21 protein-coding genes and 1 other annotated feature are annotated in these 23,919 nt (G+C 38.4%); of the genes, 16 read left to right on the forward strand and 5 right to left on the reverse strand.

All coding sequences use genetic code 11. The features are described 5' to 3' along the window. Window positions 1–68 precede the first annotated feature (68 nt). Entirely contained in the window at window positions 69–557 is a 489-nt protein-coding gene (locus M028_RS0101195) for a LiaI-LiaF-like domain-containing protein (protein ID WP_026572277.1), read from the reverse strand. A gap of 215 nt (window positions 558–772) precedes the next feature. Here M028_RS0101195 and hemA point away from each other — a divergent pair, with 215 nt between their 5' ends. From hemA to ysxE, 8 genes are all read left to right on the forward strand, one after another. Beyond that, entirely contained in the window at window positions 773–2,116 is a 1,344-nt protein-coding gene (gene hemA, locus M028_RS0101200; protein WP_026572278.1) for a glutamyl-tRNA reductase, read from the forward strand. An 11-nt stretch (window positions 2,117–2,127) separates the two neighbouring features. Continuing rightward, window positions 2,128–2,961 carry a cytochrome c biogenesis protein CcsA gene (gene ccsA / locus M028_RS0101205; RefSeq protein WP_026572279.1) on the forward strand — a complete coding sequence of 278 codons (834 nt, stop codon included), beginning with the start codon at window positions 2,128–2,130 and terminating at the stop codon, window positions 2,959–2,961. A gap of 164 nt (window positions 2,962–3,125) precedes the next feature. Continuing rightward, window positions 3,126–4,061 (forward strand): hydroxymethylbilane synthase, encoded by a 936-nt coding sequence (gene hemC / locus M028_RS0101210; protein WP_026572280.1) that lies wholly within the window; start codon window positions 3,126–3,128, stop codon window positions 4,059–4,061. Beyond that, window positions 4,058–4,834: a uroporphyrinogen-III synthase gene (locus tag M028_RS0101215; RefSeq protein WP_026572281.1), complete on the forward strand. Its 777-nt coding sequence runs from the start codon at window positions 4,058–4,060 to the stop codon at window positions 4,832–4,834. The genes hemC and M028_RS0101215 overlap by 4 nt, the downstream gene beginning before the upstream one ends. Next, the gene (gene hemB / locus M028_RS0101220) at window positions 4,835–5,815 is read left to right on the forward strand and encodes a porphobilinogen synthase (RefSeq protein WP_026572282.1); all 981 of its coding nucleotides are present in this window, start codon (window positions 4,835–4,837) and stop codon (window positions 5,813–5,815) included. It abuts the gene before it with no gap. Window positions 5,816–5,837: 22 nt separating this feature from the next. Beyond that, window positions 5,838–7,127 (forward strand): glutamate-1-semialdehyde 2,1-aminomutase, encoded by a 1,290-nt coding sequence (gene hemL, locus M028_RS0101225; RefSeq protein WP_026572283.1) that lies wholly within the window; start codon window positions 5,838–5,840, stop codon window positions 7,125–7,127. 181 nt (window positions 7,128–7,308) lie between these two features. After that, window positions 7,309–8,391, forward strand: coding sequence for a stage VI sporulation protein D (gene spoVID / locus M028_RS0101230; protein ID WP_026572284.1), 1,083 nt, complete (start codon window positions 7,309–7,311; stop codon window positions 8,389–8,391). Window positions 8,392–8,468: 77 nt separating this feature from the next. After that, complete coding sequence (gene ysxE / locus M028_RS0101235; RefSeq protein WP_026572285.1) at window positions 8,469–9,506, forward strand: spore coat protein YsxE; 1,038 nt, start codon at window positions 8,469–8,471, stop codon at window positions 9,504–9,506. Between the two features lie 19 nt (window positions 9,507–9,525). On the opposite strand, the gene M028_RS0101240 is transcribed toward ysxE, so the two are convergent. Beyond that, window positions 9,526–9,720, reverse strand: a complete 195-nt coding sequence (locus M028_RS0101240; RefSeq protein ID WP_026572286.1) for a hypothetical protein — start codon at window positions 9,718–9,720, stop codon at window positions 9,526–9,528. Between the two features lie 167 nt (window positions 9,721–9,887). Here M028_RS0101240 and M028_RS0101245 point away from each other — a divergent pair, with 167 nt between their 5' ends. The 3 genes from M028_RS0101245 (at window position 9,888) to M028_RS0101255 (ending at window position 15,612) form a co-directional block, all read left to right on the forward strand. Next, complete coding sequence (locus tag M028_RS0101245; protein WP_026572287.1) at window positions 9,888–11,207, forward strand: O-antigen ligase family protein; 1,320 nt, start codon at window positions 9,888–9,890, stop codon at window positions 11,205–11,207. An 82-nt stretch (window positions 11,208–11,289) separates the two neighbouring features. Beyond that, window positions 11,290–11,521 (forward strand) — a binding site (T-box leader). Window positions 11,522–11,585: 64 nt separating this feature from the next. Then, on the forward strand, window positions 11,586–14,231 hold the full coding sequence (locus tag M028_RS0101250; RefSeq protein WP_026572288.1) for a valine--tRNA ligase: 2,646 nt from the start codon (window positions 11,586–11,588) through the stop codon (window positions 14,229–14,231). A 61-nt stretch (window positions 14,232–14,292) separates the two neighbouring features. Then, the gene (locus tag M028_RS0101255) at window positions 14,293–15,612 is read left to right on the forward strand and encodes a bifunctional folylpolyglutamate synthase/dihydrofolate synthase (RefSeq protein ID WP_035423581.1); all 1,320 of its coding nucleotides are present in this window, start codon (window positions 14,293–14,295) and stop codon (window positions 15,610–15,612) included. Between the two features lie 53 nt (window positions 15,613–15,665). On the opposite strand, the gene M028_RS0101260 is transcribed toward M028_RS0101255, so the two are convergent. The 3 genes from M028_RS0101260 to M028_RS0101270 all read right to left on the reverse strand — a co-directional run bounded on the left by M028_RS0101260 (window position 15,666) and on the right by M028_RS0101270 (window position 17,518). Then, on the reverse strand, window positions 15,666–16,505 hold the full coding sequence (locus M028_RS0101260; protein ID WP_197031356.1) for a hypothetical protein: 840 nt from the start codon (window positions 16,503–16,505) through the stop codon (window positions 15,666–15,668). A gap of 103 nt (window positions 16,506–16,608) precedes the next feature. Beyond that, window positions 16,609–17,055 carry a type II secretion system protein gene (locus M028_RS0101265; RefSeq protein ID WP_026572291.1) on the reverse strand — a complete coding sequence of 149 codons (447 nt, stop codon included), beginning with the start codon at window positions 17,053–17,055 and terminating at the stop codon, window positions 16,609–16,611. 4 nt (window positions 17,056–17,059) lie between these two features. Continuing rightward, window positions 17,060–17,518, reverse strand: a complete 459-nt coding sequence (locus M028_RS0101270; protein ID WP_026572292.1) for a PulJ/GspJ family protein — start codon at window positions 17,516–17,518, stop codon at window positions 17,060–17,062. Window positions 17,519–17,679: 161 nt separating this feature from the next. Here M028_RS0101270 and M028_RS0101275 point away from each other — a divergent pair, with 161 nt between their 5' ends. Genes M028_RS0101275 through M028_RS0101295 form a run of 5 tightly spaced genes read left to right on the forward strand, consistent with a single transcriptional unit; the run spans window position 17,680 to window position 23,860 of the window. After that, on the forward strand, window positions 17,680–18,528 hold the full coding sequence (locus M028_RS0101275) for a hypothetical protein (RefSeq protein WP_026572293.1): 849 nt from the start codon (window positions 17,680–17,682) through the stop codon (window positions 18,526–18,528). 53 nt (window positions 18,529–18,581) lie between these two features. Continuing rightward, a complete protein-coding gene (locus M028_RS0101280) occupies window positions 18,582–19,916 on the forward strand; it encodes a G5 domain-containing protein (RefSeq protein WP_026572294.1) in 1,335 nt (444 codons plus the stop codon). Between the two features lie 23 nt (window positions 19,917–19,939). After that, on the forward strand, window positions 19,940–21,601 hold the full coding sequence (locus tag M028_RS0101285) for a GspE/PulE family protein (RefSeq protein WP_026572295.1): 1,662 nt from the start codon (window positions 19,940–19,942) through the stop codon (window positions 21,599–21,601). 11 nt (window positions 21,602–21,612) lie between these two features. Beyond that, a complete protein-coding gene (locus M028_RS0101290; RefSeq protein WP_026572296.1) occupies window positions 21,613–22,662 on the forward strand; it encodes a type IV pilus twitching motility protein PilT in 1,050 nt (349 codons plus the stop codon). Next, window positions 22,655–23,860 (forward strand): type II secretion system F family protein, encoded by a 1,206-nt coding sequence (locus tag M028_RS0101295; RefSeq protein ID WP_026572297.1) that lies wholly within the window; start codon window positions 22,655–22,657, stop codon window positions 23,858–23,860. Before M028_RS0101290 ends, M028_RS0101295 begins: the two co-directional genes overlap by 8 nt. Window positions 23,861–23,919 lie beyond the last annotated feature (59 nt).

The following is a 23,919-nucleotide window of genomic DNA, read 5'->3' on the forward strand; positions in this document are numbered from 1 at the left end:
GTGCTGAAGCAACCTAGAGGGGCTAGGCGCTGCAGCTAGACAAAATAAACGCCCGGGATCCCGGGCGTTTATTTTTTGCGTTTCAGTATAAAATAAATACCAACAATGATTAAGAGGACGGGCCAATATTTCCAAACAACGGACAAACCGTTTTGCAGAAAGTCGAAATATCCGGCAATTTTATCATAAAAAAGCAGCAAAACTGCTAAAATTAAAAATAAGAAGGCTTGAAATAAACCTGTATTCGCTTTTTGAAAACGAAGAAAAAACCCTAAAGAAATAATCAGCATGAGCATTCCAATCGTGTTCTGCGGCCAAAAAGATACATGTCCGACAAGATGAAAATGCAAACCAAAACCAAACATAATCACCCCGGGAAGAATTCCCTCATGGTCCTTAGCGGCATAGCCTTGACCAAGGAAAGCTGCGCCAACAATAAGAAGCAAGGTCGGCCACGTATAAAATTGTTTAAAAAGAGTGAAATGAGATTGCTGTAGTAAAAAATAGGCTCCAAAGCCAATCAGAATAATTCCAGGAAAAATTCGTTGATTTTTCATCTAAACCACCACTTCCAGAAAGGTTTACTTGAATATCGTTCGTTTTTTTGATACTGTACATAAGGAAGGAATTTGTCGAAATAGAATCCTTATCAATTCATAATCATATCATATAGTTTCATTTTCTGTTCACATTTTTCGGGTAAATAAACAAATTACCCATGGTATAATCATACTAGTTAAATTTGCAATCTTATGTGGGGGTGTCTTAATCAATGCATATATTAGTGATCGGTGTAAACTATAAAACTGCCCCTGTAGAAATCCGTGAGCGGTTGACATTTAATCAATCCGATCTTGTGGATGCCATGAAAAAATTAAACGCAAAGAAAAGCATCCTGGAAAACATTATTCTTTCTACATGTAATCGTACGGAAATTTATGCGGTTGTCGATCAATTACATACAGGCCGCTATTATATAAAGGAATTTCTGTCAGAATGGTTCGGACTTGACCAAGCGGAGTTTTCTCCGTATTTATTTGTGTATGAAGAAGATGGTGCAGTGGAGCATCTGTTCAATGTAACATGCGGATTAAATTCCATGGTTTTAGGGGAGACGCAGATTCTTGGACAGGTACGAACAAGTTTTATGCTTGCACAAGAAGAAAATATTACCGGCACCGTGTTTAACCACCTATTTAAACAGGCGGTAACGGTGGCAAAACGGGGGCATTCTGAAACGGATATCGGGGCAAATGCCGTATCTGTCAGCTATGCTGCAGTTGAATTAGCGAAGAAAATCTTCGGTTCGTTATCCGGCAAGCACGTTTTAATTTTTGGTGCGGGAAAAATGGGCGAATTAGCTGCTCAAAACCTACATGGCAATGGGGTTAAAAAAGTAACGGTAATCAACCGTACATTTGAAAAAGCACAAGAGCTTGCCACACGCTTTGGCGGTGAGGCAAGAGGACATGAAGAACTTCAAAAAGCGCTTGTAGAAGCAGATATTTTAATCAGCTCAACAGGAGCAAAGGATTTTGTCATCACAAAGCCAATGATGGCAAAGGTCGAAAAAGCGCGGAAGGGCAAGCCCTTATTTATGGTCGATATTGCCGTGCCGCGTGATCTAGATCCGCAAATTGCTGAGCTTGAAAATGTATTCCTTTACGATATTGATGACCTAGAAGGCATAGTGGAAGCGAACCTGCAGGAGCGCAAGAGAGCTGCTGAGAAAATCATGCTGATGATTGAAAAGGAAATCGTTGAATTCAAGCAATGGCTTGGCACGCTTGGTGTCGTACCGGTCATTTCAGCACTTAGAGAAAAAGCCCTTGCGATTCAGGCCGAAACAATGGTTAGCTTGGAACGAAAGCTTCCAAACTTATCAGACCGAGACATAAAAGTATTAAATAAGCATACAAAGAGCATTATTAATCAGCTCCTAAAAGATCCAATTTTATCAGCAAAAGAATTGGCTGCAAGACCAGATGCGGAGCAGGCGATGGCATTATTTAAACAAATATTTAATATTGAAGAGCTTGTAAAGGAACAACAATTGAAAGCAGCTGAATCAAATCCTACACCCGTTTCTAAAGTTCAGGCTGCCTTTGAAGTCTAAGGGGCCGTTCGATGTTTAGTGTCTTAATGACAAGGCTGCACGAACTTACCGTTGTTTTATATGCCTTCAGTGTGTTGTTATATTTTTTCGACTTCATTCACCATAACCGGAAGGCAAACCGTATTGCCTTCTGGTTACTTGCGTTTGTATGGATTTTGCAAACCGTCTTTTTATTTTTCTATATGGTTAAAACAGGGAGGTTCCCTGTGCTCACCATTTTTGAGGGACTCTATTTTTATGCCTGGGTATTAGTCACCTTATCACTTGGGATCAATCGTTTCTTACGGATTGATTTTATCGTCTTTTTTACCAATATCCTTGGCTTTATTGTCATGGCGATTCATACCTTTGCCCCGATGCAATACCATTCGCATGTGATGGCAAATCGGCTGGTTTCTGAATTGCTGCTGATTCATATCACGATGGCCATACTATCTTATGGTGCCTTTTCATTATCATTCGTTTTTTCCTTGTTGTATCTGCTCCAATATGATTTATTGAAACGAAAGAAATGGGGTAAGCGATTATTAAGGCTTGCGGATTTGGAAAAACTGGAGAGACTGTCATACATAACTGCGATTATTGGTGTTCCAATGCTATTGCTAGGCTTGATTTTAGGGCTGCAGTGGGCGTTTCTCAAACTGCCCGGGATGGATTGGTATGATATGAAGATCATCGGGTCGTTTTTATTGCTGACCGCCTATAGCATCTTTTTGTATTTACGGACTGTAAAAAACATCCATGGGAAAAATTTAGCCTTATGGAATGTCGCATCCTTTTTAATCGTATTAATTAACTTTTTCTTATTTGGTCGATTATCATCATTTCATTTGTGGTACTCGTAAAGTGAAACTTCAATCAGTGTGTTTTTTTCATCCCCCACTGATTGTTAGTTGAACCAATCGGGCTTTTACGGGCAGTTGATCCCCCATTTACACTTCCTGCATACGCTAAGCCTTAAAGTGGGGGTCTTACTGCCCGTTAATGCGGGATAAATTAGGAGGCAATCATGAGAAAAATTATCGTAGGTTCCAGACGAAGCAAATTAGCATTAACTCAAACCAATTGGGTTATTGATCAGCTAAAAAAACTTGGTGCACCCTTTGAATTTGAAGTAAAAGAAATCGTGACCAAGGGTGATAAAATCCAAGATGTAACCCTTTCAAAGGTTGGCGGAAAAGGGTTATTTGTGAAAGAAATTGAACAGGCCATGCTAAACAAAGAGATTGATATGGCTGTGCACAGCATGAAGGATATGCCCGCCGTGCTGCCGGATGGACTTACGATTGGCTGCATTCCTTTCCGTGAGGACCACCGTGATGCACTCATTTCCAGAGACCATATTAAGTTAAAGGATTTAAAACCAGGTGCGATTATTGGGACAAGCAGTTTAAGACGTAGTGCTCAGCTCTTAGTCCAGCGCCCTGATTTAGAAATTAAATGGATTCGCGGCAATGTCGATACAAGATTAAGCAAGTTGAAGGAAGAAGAATATGATGCCATTATTCTAGCAGCAGCAGGTCTTTCCCGCCTTGGCTGGGCAAGTGAGACGGTTACGGAATTTTTAGATGCGGATCAATGCATCCCGGCTGTTGGTCAGGGTGCCTTATCGATTGAATGCCGTGAAGATGACCATGAACTTCTCGAATTATTTGAGAAATTCACCTGCAAAAAAACAGAGCTTGCTGTCCGCGCTGAGCGTGCTTTCTTGCAAAAAATGGAGGGCGGCTGCCAGGTACCAATTGCCGGCTTTGCAACCGTTGAAGAGAACGATGAAATTGCCCTGAAAGTTTTAGTCGCATCCCCTGAAGGAAGAGACGTATATAAAGAAGAGCTTCGCGGGAAAAATCCGGAAGAGTTAGGGGTTCAAGCAGCTGACCTTTTAATTCAAAAAGGGGCGAAAGACTTGATTGACCGGGTGAAGCGGGAGCTTGAGGGGAAATGATTAAGCCTTCCCCTTTGCTTGAAAAAAAAGTCCTTGTTCCAAGGGGTGAAAATCAAGCAAAATCCTTTTCGCAGCTCGTCGAAACCTATGGAGGGATTCCCATTGAAATTCCTCTGATTGCCTTTCGGCCGATTGAAAGCAATCAACGCCTTCAAGCCTGCTTGAAGGCTCTTGATACATATGACTGGATTATTTTTACGAGCAATGTGACGGTGGAAATATTCTTCTCGTTTTTACCTGGACAGCAAAGCCTGCCGAAAATTGCCGTGATTGGGAAAAAAAACGCAGAGGGATTGGCAGCTAAGGGACTGGCGGCTGAATTTGTTCCCTCGGCATTTGTTGCGGAGACATTTGTGGAAGAGTTTTTACCGATTGTTCGTCCTGGTTTGAGGGTTCTAATTCCTAAGGGAAATTTGGCCAGAGATTATATTGCTACTTCATTACGGAATGCGGGTGCAATCGTTGATGAAGTCGTCATTTACGAAACATTTATGCCCGAAGAGAACCAAATGAAGTTAGCGAACATGCTTACTGAAAAACAATTGGATATTTTATTGTTTACCAGTCCTTCAACCGTTGACAATTTTATGGGGGTCGTTAATGCCTTACAATTGAGAGGTAAATTAACGGGCTGCATAATCGGCTGTATAGGCCCTATAACCAAGCAAAAATTACGTTCGTATGGATTGCCGGTTCATGTCTCTCCGGAGGAATACACGGTTAAGGAAATGATAAAAAGTACGATTGCTTATATTGAGAGGGAGGAATTATAAATGGATTTACAATTTTCACGTCACCGCCGCCTACGTTCAAGTGCAAGCATGCGTGCACTTGTGAGAGAGAATCACTTAAAGGCGGAAGACTTTATCTATCCACTGTTTATTTATGAAGGGGAAAACATTCGCAAAGAGGTCTCTTCGATGCCAGGAGTATTCCAGGTTTCAATGGATAATCTTCAAGCTGAAATGGAAGATATCGTTGCACATGGTATTAAAGCGGTTCTATTATTTGGAATTCCAGCTGAAAAAGATGAGTGTGGTACACAAGCATTCCATGATCATGGGATTGTTCAAGTAGCAACTCGTTTTATTAAAGAAAAATACCCAGATGTACTTGTTGTTGCAGATACATGCTTGTGCGAATACACCAGCCATGGTCACTGTGGTGTGGTCGAAGGGGAAAAAGTTCTGAATGACCAGTCGCTGGACTTACTGGTGAAAACAGCGGTAGCCCAAGCGAAGGCCGGAGCGGACATTATTGCACCTTCCAATATGATGGATGGGTTTGTGGCGGCTATCCGTGTCGGACTAGATGAAGCTGGCTTCACAGAAATCCCAATCATGTCCTATGCTGTTAAATACGCATCTGCATTTTACGGACCTTTCCGTGAGGCAGCAGAAGGTGCACCGCAATTTGGCGATCGTAAAACGTATCAAATGGATCCGGCAAACCGTATGGAAGCGTTTAGAGAAGCAGAATCCGACGTTGCTGAAGGTGCTGATTTCTTAATTGTAAAACCAGGTATGCCATACCTTGATATCGTTCGTGATATTAAAAATAACTTCAATCTTCCAGTGGTTGTTTACAACGTCAGCGGTGAGTATTCGATGATTAAAGCAGCAGCATTAAACGGATGGATTGATGAGAAAAAGACTGTTCTTGAAATGTTATACGGCATGAAGCGGGCCGGAGCTGACCTAATTATCACTTATGCAGCAAAAGACGCGATTCGCTGGTTAAAAGAAGAAGAATAATCACGTGAAATGAGGGATTGCAATGCGTTCGTATACAAAATCGATTGAAGCCTTTAAAGAAGCCCAAACGCTCATGCCCGGCGGCGTAAACAGCCCTGTGCGCGCTTTTAAATCGGTCAATATGGATCCGATTTTTATGGAGCGGGGTAAAGGCTCAAAAGTTTATGATATTGATGGAAATGAGTACATTGATTATGTGTTATCATGGGGGCCGCTTATTCTTGGCCACTCAAACGATCAAGTGGTCGAGTCTTTGAAAAAACAAGCAGAAATGGGTACAAGCTTTGGCGCACCGACAGTTTTGGAAAACCAATTAGCCCAGCTTGTAAAAGAACGTGTACCTTCGATTGAAATCATTCGTATGGTTAACTCCGGAACGGAAGCAACGATGAGTGCTTTACGCTTAGCTCGTGGATATACCGGTCGTGACAAGATTCTAAAATTTGAAGGCTGCTACCACGGTCATGGCGATTCATTGTTGATTAAAGCCGGTTCTGGTGTGGCGACTCTTGGTTTGCCTGACAGCCCAGGGGTGCCTGAGGGGATTGCGAAAAATACCGTAACGGTTCAGTACAATGATCTTGAAGGTGTACGCTATGCATTTGAGCAATTTGGCGAGGATATTGCCTGTGTGATTGTTGAACCAGTTGCAGGTAATATGGGTCTAGTGCCGCCACAACCAGGATTTTTAGAAGGTCTTCGCGAAATCACTACTCAATACGGAGCATTATTGATTTTTGATGAGGTTATGACAGGTTTCCGTGTGGGCTATAATTGTGCGCAAGGTTACTTTAACATTACTCCTGACTTAACCACTCTCGGTAAAGTAATCGGCGGCGGACTTCCTGTTGGGGCTTACGGCGGTAAAGCGGAGATCATGGAGCAAATCGCACCAAGCGGTTCGATTTATCAGGCTGGAACATTGTCTGGAAATCCGCTAGCCATGACTGCCGGCTATGAAACATTAAGCCAGTTAACACCGGAACACTATGAAGAATTTATCCGTAAAGGCGACCTGCTTGAAAAAGGCTTTAAAGCCGCTGCGGAAAAATACGAAATTCCAATTACGTTTAACCGTGCAGGTTCCATGATTGGTTTCTTCTTTACGAATGAAGATGTTATCAATTATGAAACTGCGAAAACATCGAATCTCGAGTTCTTTGCGGAATATTTCCGTCAAATGGCGGATCAAGGGATCTTCGTACCGCCTTCCCAATTTGAAGGACTATTCCTATCCACAGAGCATTCGCATGAAGATATTGAAAAAACCATCCAAGCTGCAGAAAATGCCTTTTCAAAGCTGAAAAAATAATTTTTTTAGGACACTCACCTTTATTGGTGAGTGTTTTTTTTATGAAAAAAAGATAAAGCCAAACACCATTGACGAAATTTTGCGCACTACAAACGCTTTTTTATCATATTTAAAAACGATACCTCATAAAGTGTAATTGACATAGTGATTTTACGTGAAGGTAACGAAAGGAGGAGTCGCTTTGTCTCAGGAGAATCAATCGAACCTACGATTTTCCTTGGAGGAATCTTTGTGGTTTAGAAAGGGACAGGAAGTCGCAGAACTTGTATCGATCTCCCTAGACCCGGATATTACCATCCAGGAAAATGATCAATACGTAACCATTCGTGGTTCGTTGGAATTAACCGGCGAATATAAGAGCTTCCAAGAGAGTGATGCAAACGAACAAGATCAAGCTGCCAGTCAGAAATATGTTGAAAGAGTAGATGAACAGGAGGAAGGCGTCTGCCAATTTGCACACCGCTTTCCAGTGGACATTACAATCCCAAATAATCGGATTCAAAGCATCTACGACATTGACGTCCTTGTCGAATCCTTTGATTACTCCCTTCCGGAGCGCAGTTGTCTAAAACTATCAGCTGAGCTGACGATTAGCGGCTTATATGGCAATGAAGAACAGCTTGAACCGCAAATTGAAGAAGAACAGCCTGAGTTGGAAGTTCTCCATCGTACTCAAGATGAAAACGAAGAGGAGATATACCAACAGCCAGTACAGGCAAATCCATATGCGGAATCCTTCCTATTCGAAGCAGAAGCAAGAAAGCCTCGTGAAGAGGAAGAGAAACCAGAAGCATTTCCGCAATTCCCGAACTTTTCCTACCAAGCACAGGACTATGAGCCGGTAGAGCAATACCAGCCTTCCTGGAGCTTCCAAGAATCACGCAGTGAAGGGAACCATCCATTTGAAGTGGTTGAAGAAATTACAGAAGTTCAAACCGAGAATGTTCATTATGAAGAGGATGTAAACATGATGGAAGAAAGTTCTTCATCCTCTGAACAGGCTCCGAAGCAAACGAAGAAGAAAAAGCCTGCCAAAAAGAAAAGCATGACGTTAACTGAATTTTTTGCACGCAAGGAAGATGGTGCAGAACAAGCCAAACTTAAGGTTTGTATTGTTCAAAAAGGAGAAACAATCGAAAGCCTTGCGGACCGATATGATGTGACCGTGCAAAATCTCCTTCGTGTTAACAATCTTGAACTGAGTCAGGATGTAAGCGAAGGGCAGGTATTATATATACCGGTTGGATTTGCAAAAAAATATTAGAAATATCTAACAGATGAGCGGGTTTTAAACCCGCTCACCTTGTTGTAAAATCCGAAAAACAAAGAGAGTTGAGTAACATGGATGACTCCAATTGGCTTGAAAGGCTTTCTCCCATTCTTGAAAATTATCAGATTAAGCCTTATTTTGTAGAGGATTTCGGCAGTGTCCTGAAGGTCTATTCCAATAAAGGGACCTTTGCCCTCAAAAAAATCACTCCTACAACAGGAACGGATTTTATCCGCCATGTTCATCTGTTATACCAAAAGGGCTATAACCGCATCGTTCCTATTTATCCAACCATGGATGGCCGGTATGCAGTCCTCCATAATAATGAGCTGTATTATTTGATGCCGTGGATGTCAAACGAACTAAAAGAAGACCGTGTTCACCGAAATCAGCAATTATTCCGTGAACTGGCAAGGCTTCATACTCTATCGGCAAAAGAAATCGATGTGAGCAAGGAAGAACGTACCGAGCATTACGAAAAGACCATTCAGCAGCTGGAAAAACATCAGGAATTTCTAGAAGGTTTCATTGAAGAGTGTGAAAATAAGACCTATATGTCACCGTTTGAATTATTGTATTGTCTGTATTACAACGAAATTAGTCTGGCCCTGCGTTTTTCAAAGGATCGATTTGAAGATTGGTATGAAGAAACAAAGGACTCAGAAAAAGCCAGGATGGTCATAATCCATGGAAAATTATCATCAGAGCATTTTCTATATGATGACAGAGGATACGGCCATTTTATCAATTTTGAAAATGCCCGTTATGGGTCGCCCATTCATGACATGCTGCCATACCTATCAAGATCCTTAGAAACCATGCCAAAACGGAATAATGATGCTATTGAGTTAGTCCAGCACTATTTTAAATATTTTCCTTTTAAACAGGATGAAAAATTACTATTTTACAGCTATTTAGCTTATCCGGTCCCAATGATCCAGTGTGTGGAAGGCTATTATCGAAGGCAGGACACAAAAAATGAATTAAAATTTGTCCGGCAGCTGCAGCGCCGTTATTGGCATTTGAAAAACTCGGAATATGTAGTGACAAGTATGTTCGAAATGGATAAACAGCAGCAGCAAGCAAAAGAAGGAGCCCAGCAGCAATAATCTTGCTACAAAGGCTCCTTTAAATAATTTCAAACATAAGTGAAAGGCCGACGACGATAAAAAATGATAATAACAGTACATCAAAGACTGTCGGTAAAAACAGTGTACGAATAAATTGAAAAATAATAAACGGAACAATAAATTGCGCGGCGATTCTGCGGCAGGCTCGAAACCAGGGATGGTAGGCAAATTTGTTGAATCTTCTCCTTCGCACCGAAAGAGTCCTCCCTTTTTAACTGACTTTCTTTATGTATATTCTTGACCCCGTTCAAATTCCCCAAAAAAATACTAAAATCCTTCCAATTTTCCAATTGAATTGTCCCGGATTTAATGAAATAATAAAAAAGTTAACAAAAAATTTACACTACGAGGAACTTTTATATGTATTGGTTTATCCTGTTGTTTCCGCTGTTGATTTATCCGATGGGGCCTGAGGGTCCGGATACCTATTACGCAAAACTAAAGGTATTATATTTAGATGGATTTGTATTAATTTATTGGTTATATATTATCTTTAAAAGAAAATATTGGACACTTGAAAAAGAAAAATTTTATTTAACCATGGAGTTTTTAATTTTAATTTTTATCAGTTTAGTTGGTTTATCAACTACCTTTTCTGTAGACAAGATGAATTCTTTTTATGGTAGAGTTTTTCGTAAAGAGGGTTTTGTTACGTATTTTTCATATTGTAGTTTACTTATTTTTTCATATCGGTTCTTGAATATTAATAAATTAAAAAAACTTCTTCATGGTATTGGGATAGTATCAATTTTTGTTTCATTTTATGGAATCCTTCAACATTATGGGGTAGACCCCCTCCGAAGTGACGGAAAAAGTATATTTGGTTCAAGAAGTTCTGCCTTTTTTGACAATCCAAATTTCTTTGCATCCTATCTTGTATTGGTTATTTTGTTAACTATTACTTTATTACTTATAACTAATTACAAAAAGGTATTGTTATTTTACTTTATTATAATCGGTATGTCTTTTACAGCCTTAATCTTTTCAAGTACAAGAAGTGGTTGGGTTGGTTTGTGTATAGGAATCCTTTTTTTATCTATGGTTGTTATTCTTAAAAGAAGGTATCTTTGGAAAAAATGGGTTACTTTATTACTATTATTAAGTTTAATTGCAGGTGTAATAAATACTTTCGAAAATGGAGTATACACTAATAGATTGAATGCAGCTGTTTCAGACTCATATCATGTCGTTGCCAATAAAAGTACTGGTATGGAGGGCTCTTCAAGGCTTTACATATGGAAAAAGTCATTTCCATTATTAAAAAATTATTTTTTGATTGGATCTGGTCCAGATACATTTGGAGAGATATTTCCTGCAAAACCTGATGAATTAATAAAGTATTTTGGTACTCCAAATTTAACCGTTGATAAAGCACATAATGAATACTTACAAATTGCTGTTACATTGGGAATTCCTGCGCTATTTGTTTATTTATTTTTATTGGTTGCGGTTTTAAGAAATGCTTATAAAGCTTTAAAAATTGCATCTGGTCCTGACCAGATCTTATTATATGGATTAATTTCTACGATTTTGGGTTATTTAGCACAGGCTTATTTTAATATAAGTACTGTTCCAGTTGCTCCACTTTTTTGGAGTATATTAGGTATTACCTTAGCCAAATCATCTGTTTATCTAAAAAGTAAAACATCCTATACAGAAAAATTTAATCAAAGTGCTTAAACCAGTATAAAATTTTAAAAAATAGGCAATCATTATTGACGTCAACACCCTATTTTGGGTAGTATAACAATATAATTTAATTAGCTAAGCACTGACAGGGAAGAGTACATTGCAATCTGCTTTTAGAGAGGGAAATCATTAGCTGGAAGATTTTCTAAGCGGAACATTGGAAGGTCGCCCTTGAGCTTCTTCTGCGAAAGGATATACATATCTCATTAGTAGAAGACGGATGAAATCCGTTATCCGATGAAGAGCCAATCGTAGTTTGATTGGAAAAAAGGTGGTACCGCGAAGCAACTCCATTCGTCCTTTTATGACGAATGGAGTTTTTTTATTTTTCGGTACAGTTTTTGTAAGAAACAAAGGAGGCAAATTTAGATGGAAACAAAAGAAATTACAATGCCGACCAAATACGATCCGCAATCGATTGAACAAGGTCGTTATGATTGGTGGCTGAAAGGCAAGTTTTTTGAAGCGAAGGATGATGAAGGGAAACAACCTTATACAATAGTCATCCCTCCGCCAAACGTAACAGGAAAGCTTCATTTAGGTCATGCATGGGATACAACCCTTCAAGATATCCTTACCCGGATGAAACGGATGCAAGGCTACGATGTTCTTTGGCTTCCAGGAATGGACCACGCAGGTATCGCTACACAAGCAAAGGTTGAAGCTAAATTACGTGAAGAGGGCAAAAGCCGTTATGATTTAGGTCGTGAAGCATTTGTCGAAGAAACTTGGAAGTGGAAGGAAGAATATGCTTCCCATATCCGCCAGCAGTGGTCGAAGTTAGGACTAGGGCTGGATTACAGCCGAGAGCGTTTTACTCTTGATGAAGGTTTATCCGCTGCCGTTCGTGAAGTTTTTGTTACGCTTTATAAAAAAGGCTTAATTTATCGCGGTGAATACATTATTAACTGGGATCCTTCTACAAAAACAGCTCTATCTGATATTGAAGTTATTTATAAGGATGTACAAGGTGCGTTTTATCATATGAGATATCCACTAGCTGATGGATCTGGACATATCGAAATCGCAACTACCCGTCCAGAAACAATGCTTGGGGATACAGCAGTTGCCGTTCACCCGGAAGATGACCGTTACAAGCATTTAATTGGTAAAACGGTTATCCTACCAATTACTGGCCGTGAAATCCCAATCGTTGGCGATGACTATGTTGATATGGAATTCGGTTCAGGGGCCGTTAAAATTACTCCGGCACATGACCCGAACGACTTTGAAATTGGTAACCGTCATAATCTTGAACGTATTTTGGTTATGAACGAAGATGGTTCAATGAATGCAAATGCCGGAAAGTATCAAGGTCAAGACCGCTTTGAATGCCGCAAGCAAATCGTAAAGGACCTTCAAGAAGAGGGAGTTCTTTTCAAAATTGAAGACCATCTTCATTCTGTTGGACATTCCGAACGAAGCGGTGCGGTTGTTGAGCCATATCTGTCCACTCAATGGTTTGTAAAAATGCAGCCGCTTGCAGATGAGGCAATTGCCCTACAAAGCAAGGAAAACAAAGTAAACTTTGTTCCAGATCGCTTTGAAAAGACATACATGAACTGGATGGAAAACATTCGTGACTGGTGTATCTCCAGACAGCTATGGTGGGGCCACCGCATTCCTGCTTGGTATCACAAGGAAACAGGTGAGGTTTACGTTGATCATGAGCCGCCGGCAGATATCGAGAATTGGGAACAGGATAACGACGTTCTTGATACATGGTTCAGTTCGGCGTTATGGCCATTCTCAACAATGGGCTGGCCGGACAAAGAAGCGGCTGATTTCAAACGTTACTTCCCTACTGATGTATTAGTAACTGGCTATGATATTATCTTCTTCTGGGTATCAAGAATGATCTTCCAAAGCATCGAATTCACAGGAGAACGTCCATTTAAAGATGTATTAATTCACGGACTTGTTCGTGATGCACAAGGACGCAAGATGAGTAAGTCTTTAGGAAACGGTGTAGACCCAATGGATGTCATCGATCAATACGGTGCTGACTCACTCCGTTACTTCCTTTCAACTGGAAGCTCACCTGGCCAAGACTTGCGTTACAGCACTGAAAAAGTTGAAGCAACTTGGAACTTTGCCAATAAAATTTGGAATGCTTCCCGCTTTGCCTTAATGAACATGGACGGTCTTACATTTGAGGAAATTGATTATAGCGGCGAAAAATCAGTTGCTGACAAGTGGATTTTAACCAGATTGAATGAAACCATTGAAACGGTAACAAGACTTTCCGCCCGCTATGAATTTGGTGAAGTCGGTCGTGCTCTTTACAATTTCATTTGGGATGATTTCTGTGATTGGTATATTGAAATGGCGAAGCTTCCTTTATATGGGGAAGATGAGGTTGCGAAGAAAACGACTCGCTCCATCCTTGCCTATGTACTGGATAGCACGATGCGTTTGCTTCATCCATTTATGCCATTTATCACGGAAGAGATTTGGCAAAACCTTCCTCACAGTGGCGAATCGATTACAACTGCTCAGTGGCCTGAGGTAAACCCTTCGTTTACAGACGAAGATGCAGCACAAGAAATGAAAATGTTAGTAGAAATGATTCGTTCTGTACGGAATATCCGCGCTGAAGTGAATACCCCAATGAGCAAAAAGATTAAAATGCTCGTAAAAGCAAAGGACGAATCAGTGCTTAAATCGCTTGAGAAAAATCGTGCTTATATCGAACGTTTCTGTAATCCTGAAGAGCTTCAAATAGGCATCGAGATTGAAACGCCGGATAAAGCGATGACAGCTGTTATCACTGGTTTAGAAATCATGCTTCCGCTTGAAGGGTTAATCAATATTGAGGAAGAAATTGCTCGTCTACAAAAAGAGTTTGAAAAGTTCACAAAAGAAGTAGAACGGGTTCAAAAGAAATTAAGCAATGAAGGTTTTATTAAAAAAGCTCCAGAAAATGTTATTGTCGAAGAACGCGCTAAAGAACAGGATTATCTCGAAAAGAGGGCGGTTGTAGAAGCGCGATTAAATGAGTTAAAAGGTTTATAATAAATAAGACGAATCCTTCATTGGATTCGTCTTTTACATAACAAAAAACGGGGTGTCAATTATGTTTGCAACCTATCAAGAAGCCCTTGACTGGATCCATGCTAGGCTAAGACTTGGAATCAAGCCTGGTTTAAAAAGAATGGAATGGATGATGGACAAGCTGGGGCATCCAGAAAATAAATTAAAAACAATTCATATTGGCGGGACGAACGGTAAAGGATCGACGGTCACCTTTTTGCGTTCGATGCTTCAAGAACAGGGATACAAAGTCGGAACCTTTACATCTCCTTATATTGAGCAGTTTAATGAACGGATTAGCATCAATGGAAAACCAATCGGTGATGATGAATTATTGCAACTTGCAAATGTTATTCGCCCACTCTCCGATGAATTAGAGGAAACAGAGCTTGGCGGTCCGACAGAGTTTGAAGTGATTACGGCTATGTCTTTTTATTATTTTGCTGAAATAAATCCGGTAGATATTGCCCTTTATGAAGTAGGGCTTGGCGGCCGCTTTGATTCAACGAATGTAATCTTGCCGATTGCTTCGATTATAACGAATATTGGACTCGATCATACCAGTATTTTAGGGGATACTTATGAGGAAATTGCCTTTGAAAAGGCGGGAATTATTAAAACTCAAACCCCTATTTTTACTGCAGTAAAACATCCTGGAGCATTAAATGTGATTGAAGAGCAGGCCAGGCAAAAAGATGCGCCGATTTATCGTCTTAGCGAGGAATTTACAATCAGCGGTCATCAGTCGGTTTCGAAAGGTGAAATCTTTTCAATGAAAAATGCCTTTGATTCATTGGGGGAAATTGAAATCAGTATGATTGGCAAACACCAAACCGAAAATGCCGCTCTGGCTATTACATCCGCTCAATATTTAAATCAAAAGGGATTGATTTCAATCACCGATCAGTCCATCAGAGCGGGATTAAAAAAGGCATATTGGCCGGGAAGATTTGAGATTCTTTCGGAAATGCCGTTAGTTATTATTGACGGTGCGCATAATGATGAAGGAATTGCCGCGCTTGTTAACGAGTTAACTAACCGATACTCAGATCGAAACATCCACATTGTCTTTGCTGCATTAAAGGATAAAAAGTTTGATAAAATGATTGAACAACTTGACTCAGTTGCCGTCCGTATTTCATTCGTTTCATTTGATTATCCGCGAGCGGCAACTTCTCAGGACTTATATGAAAAAAGCCAATCGAAAAAAAAGGAAATCGTGGGAAATTGGCAGGTGTATTTAAATGAAGCCATTCATACTATTCAACAGGATTGTTTACTAGTTGTGACTGGATCGCTTTATTTTATTTCCGAAGCTAAACCATTATTGTGTAAATACTTAAATAGGGCAAATTCTTTGTAATAAAAGGAAAAACCAGCCAGATTTTTTCTGACTGGTTTTTTCTATTTCATAAATTAATATATGACCGATACTCCATTATTTGCATCGATATACCAGTCGGCATTTGAATTTGAACAAGTATTCGTAAAATACTTGGTAAAGTCGTTATAGGATTGTAATTTACCATTTGAATCCAATGTATAAATATTTCCCTTTATACAAATACTGGCTTTTCCCACGAATTTATCAATCCGCGGTGCTCCGCTTAGAAAAATCGCATCGCCATTAACCGTAATATTTGTAATTCCGTTCATTGAATTAATGGTGTTAAAAATTGCTGTGTTCGTAACATTAACAATAGAATTTCCATCTAATTCCAATGAGTTGAAATTGGCATTGTTATAGACCAATAGACTCGTATTTCCCACAAGAGTAACTTTTCCGGTATAGGAAACGGAATCATCATAGGTGGCATCTTTGTTAAGTTTAACTTCGCTGTCAGTTATTTGATACTTAAATGTATTAGGATCTGGAGGGCTTTGGCCATCTCTTGTCCTTTTTGTTACGATGATGCTGCCTTTTAAGGTGGAACTTTGTTTAGCAGCTGTATTTCCAGTACTATTAAAAGCAATGACAACTTGATTATTTCCAGAACAAGTAATCGTTGGCAATGCTGATATTTGGTAATTATTAAATCCTTCTATGGGTTTGGATTGATAATATTCTTTTGTTTGATCATTTAGCAGTTTAGAAAATTCAGTACAAAATGTAGTGGAATTGTTATTTGCAAGAGCAGTCTTTGCTGTGGGAATAAGATTATTGCTAATATTTTGAAAAAATGTTACGCCCATTTCAGCAAGATCAGTAGCCTTATTCTGATTGTCAGTTTTACTAAGCTGCTTACCTGCGGTCATAACTGAACTACTTAATGCAAGCCCTAATATCATCATTAAAGAAACAATAACCATTACAAGAATTAACGTATACCCTTTTTCATTATTAATAGTTGTCGCCCCCTCAATACTTTTTTATTCTAGTATCTATCTTAAAAGTATCACCTTGTTCATTTTTTAATTCAATATAGACACTAACGTTTTTGGTTGTAGATAAATCAATTAAAATGGAATTAGAATCAGTTAGTTCACTTGATATAGGTATATTATTTATTAAAAATTTATTCACCAAGTTTTTCTTTACTAATTGGTTGTTAGCCGATGGAGTTCCTATCAAATAATACCCAGAACTCGAATCACATTTAATGGTATAAGAGACTTGATGTAGGTGGTAACTTTTTATGGTAGATACAATAAGATTAGCTTGTTGTTCCAGATCGGTTTTTTTTGAGATTTTTTGGTAGTTTTTATTTACTCCTAAGAAAACAACAAAAATTAAAAGTGAAATGATTCCTAGTATAACAAGTGTAGCTAATACCTCCACTAATGTTACTCCTTTTTCATCCTTCATGGTCTTATCTCTCTTTCCGAATATACGTATAAGTTTCAGATTTGTTTTTTTGATTACTTGGATCTTGTACTATAATTTTAAATTGGATTAAATTTGCTGGGGTATTAAGGTTTGTGATGACCCCGGTAACGGTATAATCACTTGTGTAAGTGGTTTTAACAGGTTGACTATTGTTTATTAATTGATTAATTACTCCTAAATCAACTGTTATTGTATTTGTACCTGTCGTAATGGAAGAGGTTGCTGGTGTTGCAGCTAAATCAGATTTGCTAATGTCCTTAATCAGATTAATAAATTTTTGTGCAGTTTGAACAGTCCCAAGCTTCTGTTCATTTTTTTTAGTAAATATTGCCGATTGGGTAAAAAAGCCCATAAAAGAAGTTAGTATAATAGAAAGTAATACAATAGACACAAGGATTTCTATTAAGGTTAGTCCTTTTTGACTTTGGAAATTTTCTTTCATAAAAAAATTCTCCGCCTTCTTTTAAAATACATAAGAGTATTATACAATATTTTGTAGGTGATTTTTGTCTAATTTTTGAAGAAAACAACAAAAAAATATATACTTTGAAATAATTTGTAGTTTAATAGTATGCAAGTACTATATTAAATGGGAGTGATTAAATGCAAACAATTATTTGGGCCTTTGGTTCTATGATTGTTCTTTTACTAGTTCTAATCTTTTTGCCACTTGGCTTTACATTAAAAGGAAAGGTTTCTATCGTTATGGCAAGTTTTGTTATTTCTCTAGGGGGGCTAGTAGCTAGCAATACATTTTCTCTCCCCTTAATTGCAGTATTGTTAATTGGACTTATCTTTTTTACAGCTTATTTGTTAGAACATAGAGCCGGTCGCATTCTTTATGCTGAAGATCAATCACATGAAGAAAAGTATTTTGATTTAATAGATAATGGAAATTCCTCAGAAGTTTTCAATGTGGAAATAGCAAAAGTTTCTAAATTTCAGGAACTTAATGCATTAGAAAGTGGAGAACCTACCGTACTAAACAAAGTGGATGAAACAATAAGTGAAGAGGCTTTGACTTTTACATCAACAATAGAGGAAACAGGAAATGAAGAGGTTTCTGAAATGTTAGGTGAGGATACTTCTCTCTTGCTAAAAGATGAGGCAGAACAAATGGGGAGTTTTCATGAAGAAGAACTTGAAATAGATGAAAACTATTTTTTGGCAGTTGATAATGATTTAAGTCTTGATGAAGTTAAAGAAGACATTTCAAATAACGATGAGAGTTATTTATCTGACATAGAAAATTTATTGATAGAAAATTTAGAAGATGCATTTAAAGAAGAAAAAAACGAAGGGCATCTTGAAGAAAATGAAAAAGCTAAGATTAGCATGCTTGAACTTGATGAATTAAAACCTTTAGATTATTTATATGCCGCAAAAGAAGTTGCAAGTGGGATTGATGAAGAAAATGAAAGAACAGAGATAGAGAAATTATTGCAAAAGTAAAAATTTCTACCAAAACTTTATTATTTAAATAGGTAGAGAGGAAGGCGGAAAATGTGGGTAAAAATCAGCAAATGATCAAATTATTTGTTGTACTGTTCTTCAGTACCGCATTTATTTTTAGTTTTTCCCATTATGGTGCTCTAGCATTTGAAAATTTTTCAAACCCGGATGGAAAATATTCAAATGGAACCACTATCGGAGGAATAGATATTTCCGGAAAATCCCAAAGTGAAGTCGTTGATTTATTAAATAACCACTATACTGATTGGTTAAAGAATTCAAAGGTAAATCTGCAGTATACTGAAAAAATTGCTCCGTTTGATTTAAAGGATTATAAATTTGATTCTGCTACAACTATTAGTTCGATAAAGGATGGGCAAAGTAATTCATTATTCGTGACGATTGATAAAGCTCAAGTAGAAGAGCAACTCCAAATTAATTTTCCACAAGTGAATAGCAAGGATATTGATGTAGATAAACTTACGAAAAGTTTATCGGATACTGCATCAAAATTAGAAGTAGGTACTTTTAATTTTAATTTATATAATGATTATTTGTTAGCTGGTACTCATGAAAAAAATGCAGTAATTAGTAAGGAAATCCTAAAATTAACTGACGTTCCTGTTGACCTGCCTGATTTGGTAAATCAAATATCTAAAATTGAAATTCATGGACAATCTACTTTTTCAATTTTAGAATTTGCCAAGAAACATCATATTGAAAATTTTTCTTCACTTAATATAATGGTAACTGGCTTCTATCAATCAATTTTACCTACTAATTTTTTAATTGTAGAAAGAAATATTAGTAGTAAACTTCCAAGCTATGCCACTTTGGGGAATGAAGCAAGGGTTGGAGTTAAGACAAATTCTGATTTAATTATTGAAAATCCAAATCAAGGGAATTTTACTTTGGAATATAAATTGGATGATAAACGTCTGATTGTAACCTTAAAAGGTGAAAGGTTTATGTATTCCTATAAAATTAGTAAAAAGAATAAACAGGATTTAAAGCCGAAAACGATTTTACAATATAGTCCGCTTCTTCTTGCAGGGCAATCAAAGATTCAAACCCAAGGAAAAAATGGTCATATGGTTAAAGTTTATCGTGAAGTTTATGAGGGTGAAAAGTTAGTTAAAACAAATTTAATTTCCGATGATTACTATCCACCAATTTTTCAGGTAGAAGTACACGGTTTGTCGGGGAGTACACAGGATGCCGAACAATCTACTAATAATGGTGGAACCAAAAATACCAGTGATAATATCCAATCAGGAACGGGTACAACAGATGATACGAATGGCAATCCAACCAAGGCAACCGATTCAACTCAGAACAGCTCAAACGATAGCAACCTTTGGGGGAAACCAAATGAGCAACCAAAATAATGTAGACAAAGCAGGGATGTAAAATGAAGCAAGTAAGAAAACGACTTGGCGATTTATTAATCGAAGAAGGGTTAATTACTGATGAACAGCTTCAAAACACATTAAAAGAAAAAAATTCAAACCAAAAACTTGGAGAAGCCCTTGTTCAAAGAGGCTTAATCACTGAGCAGCAATTAATTGAAGTGCTGGAATACCAACTTGGAATTCCGCATATCAGCTTAACTCAATATCCATTTGATACAAATATTTTCTCACTTGTAGCGAAAGAAACTGCAAGAAGGAATCTAATTATCCCTTTAAAAAAGGATGGCAATAAGCTTTATATAGCAATGGTCGATCCGATGGATTTCATTGTGATGGATGATTTAAGGCTCTCAACCGGATTTCAAATTGAAGCTGCAATTGCTACTAAAGATGATATCTTAAAAGCGATTAATAAATATTATGATGTTGACGATGGTTTGGATGAATTGCTCGATGAATTGCCACAAACGGAGAGGGGACGGAACGATGACGTCACCGATCTTAATTCTCCAATTGTTAAGCTTGTGAATCAGATTTTGACTAATGCAGTAATCCAAAAGGCAAGTGATATACACATCGATCCACAGGAAACGAAAATTGTTGTTCGCTACCGTATTGACGGGGTATTACGCAATGATCGGGTATTACCGCGCCATATGCAAAGTGTTTTAACAGCAAGGATTAAAATTATGTCTAACCTTGACATTACTGAACATCGCATTCCGCAGGATGGGCGGATTAAATTAAATCTTGAATTTCATCCTATTGACCTTCGAGTCTCAACACTGCCAACTGTTTACGGTGAAAAGATTGTAATGCGGCTGCTCGATATGAGTTCAGCATTAAATGATATAAATAAACTTGGATTTAATGCGCTGAATTTAAAAAGGTTTGGAGAATTAATCGATAATCCAACAGGGATTGTGCTTATTACTGGTCCAACTGGATCAGGTAAATCCTCTACTTTGTATGCAGCACTTAATAAGATGAACAGTGAAGAAGTCAATATTATTACGATTGAAGACCCAGTTGAATACCAACTTGAAGGTATTAACCAAATTCAAGTGAACCAAAATGTCGGAATGACCTTTGCGGCTGGATTGCGATCGATTCTGCGTCAAGACCCAAATATCATCATGGTCGGAGAAATACGTGATAAGGAAACCGCAGAAGTGGCGATTCGGGCTTCGTTAACAGGTCACTTAGTCTTAAGTACTTTGCATACCAATGATTCAATTGGAACAGTAACAAGGCTGATCGATATGGGTGTAGAGCCATTTATGGTGGCTTCATCCTTATCAGGTGTTGTAGCACAACGGCTTGTTAGAAAGATTTGTCGGGATTGCATGGAGATCCATGAACCATCGAAGCGGGAAATTGAGATTTTTGGAAGACGTGGAATAAAAATTGAAAAGATTCATCGTGGTAAAGGCTGTTCCTTCTGCAATATGACGGGCTATAAGGGAAGGATTGCCCTTCATGAAGTATTGGTAATTAACGAAGAAATGAAACGATGCATCATGAATGGTGAAACATTTCAAAAGTTAAAAGAATTAGCAAGGAAAAGTAAGACGATCTTTTTAATGGATGATGGCTTACTAAAGGTAAAGCAAGGACTCACAACAACTGAAGAAGTATTACGAGTAGCAACTCTTGAATAGGAGTAGTGGAAATGAAAGATAAAATTGACCAAATACTAAGAGCTGCGATTGAATATAAGGCATCCGATGTACATTTAACCGTAGGTGTTCCACCGATTTTTCGAATTCATGGTGATTTAAGACGGTATGGGCAGGATAAACTGCTTCCTGATGATACGGAAGGAATGGCAAAAGCGATAATCCCGGAACATTTGTGGAATGCATTTAAGGAAAAGGGGGATCTTGACTTTTCCTATGGGGTACCGGGAATATCTCGTTTTCGTGTCAATGCTTTTCATCAGCGAAAGAGTGTTTCAATCGCATTAAGGACCGTCGCCTCGAAAACACCAACGATTGAAGAGTTGGACTTGCCTGAAATTATTACAAAATTAGTTGAAAAACCACAAGGATTAATTCTTGTTACGGGACCTACCGGTAGCGGTAAGTCAACCACTCTTGCATCGATGATTGATTATATGAACAGGACAATGAGAAAGCACATTATTACGCTTGAAGACCCAATCGAATATCTTCATAAACATGGAAATTCTATTATTGATCAGCGCGAAGTAGGATTTGATACAAATTCCTATGCAAGTGGATTAAAAGGTGCACTTCGTCAGGACCCAGATGTCATTCTTGTCGGTGAGATGCGTGACCTTGAAACAATGGGTATCGCCATTACGGCTGCGGAAACAGGGCACCTAGTCCTTGGTACTCTCCATACTTCTAGTGCTCCAACCACAATCAACAGGATAATTGACGTTTTCCCGCCTGCACAACAGACGCAAATTCGAATTCAGTTAGCCTCTGTTTTAGTTGGAGTTATTTCACAGCGTTTATTTCCTACAGTTGATAAAAAAGGAAGAAAAGCGGCGACAGAGATTTTAGTTAACAATCCGGCAATTGCAAATCTTATTCGGAATGAAAAAGTTCACCAAATCCAAAGTACGATGCAAACCTCCCGTGCCCAGGGAATGCATACGCTTGAAATGAGTATTCGAGAGTTGCTTGATCGAAATCTTATTCAAATGGAAGCGGCAACAAAGTACTTACAAGAAAAGATGATCTTGGATGCCTAGATTTAAATATTCAGGTCGTGATCGCCGCGGAAAGAAACAGGGCACAGTAACTGCAGCATCAAGACGGGAGGCCATGGTCAAGCTAAAAGAAGAGGGTATCAGGGTTGTTGAAATGACTGAAGTTCCAGAAACGCTCATGACTATGGAATTAACAATTGGGAATCCAGTCAAGCTTCAGGATTTTGTCATTTATTTGAGGCAATTTGCCACTTTGCTTAAAGCAGGTGTTACCATTGTAGATGCTACCGGGGTGCTTGCCGCTCAAACAGAAAGTAAAGCACTGAAACGTGTATTATTAGATGTAGAACAAGAATTAAGAGAAGGAAATGCCTTTTCTGATACTGTTTCAAAGCACAACAAGGTCTTTAATTCGATGTTTGTCAATATGGTTAAAGCTGGAGAAGTTAGTGGAAACATGGACGGGACTCTTGAACGTCTAGCGGAAGATTTTGAAAAACAACACCATACGAGGCAAAAAGTAGTTTCAGCGCTAACGTATCCCCTTGCAATAGGAATTCTTGCTATTTTAGCTGTTATCTTCTTGTTAGTCGGTGTTGTCCCAAAGTTTGTAACGATGTTTGCTGATATGAAAATTGAACTACCAGCTATTACGAAATTTGTCTTAAAATGTAGTGAATTTATGCAGTCATTTTGGTGGCTTGTTTTACTTCTATTTATTGCTTTTTACTTTTTCTTTATGTTCATGAAAAAAAATAAGAGGGCTAAATACTTTTTAGATTACGCCCTTTTAAGGATGCCAATATTCGGCAAAATGATGCAAAAAGCACAAATTGCAAGAATGATGAGGACACTGAGTACGTTATTTTCTAGCTCTGTTCCCATACTACAATCGATGTCAATTGTTGAAAAGGTTGTTGAAAATGAAGTCATTTCTAAGGTCATTCGTGAGTCCCGTAATTCCCTTGAGAAAGGGCGGTCGATGACTGAGCCGATGACTAATCATTGGGCCTTTCCTCCCCTTGTAACTCAGATGATTTCGATTGGTGAGGGAACTGGGGCTTTAGACGCAATGTTATCTAAGATAGCAGAATTCTATGAAAAAGAAGTTGAAGCAGGGACTGACAGATTAAAATCATTAATTGAGCCAATTATGATTGTCTTTTTGGCAGGAATTGTAGGGGTTATTGTTCTTTCTATCATGATGCCAATGTTCTCAATGTACGACCAAATGAGCTAAAAAAATATTTTTAACATCACAATACAATTTCCCAAAATTTGCGACAGAAAATGATAAAA

The organism is Bacillus sp. UNC438CL73TsuS30, assembly GCF_000482325.1.
Taxonomy (GTDB): Bacteria; Bacillota; Bacilli; order Bacillales; family Cytobacillaceae; genus Neobacillus.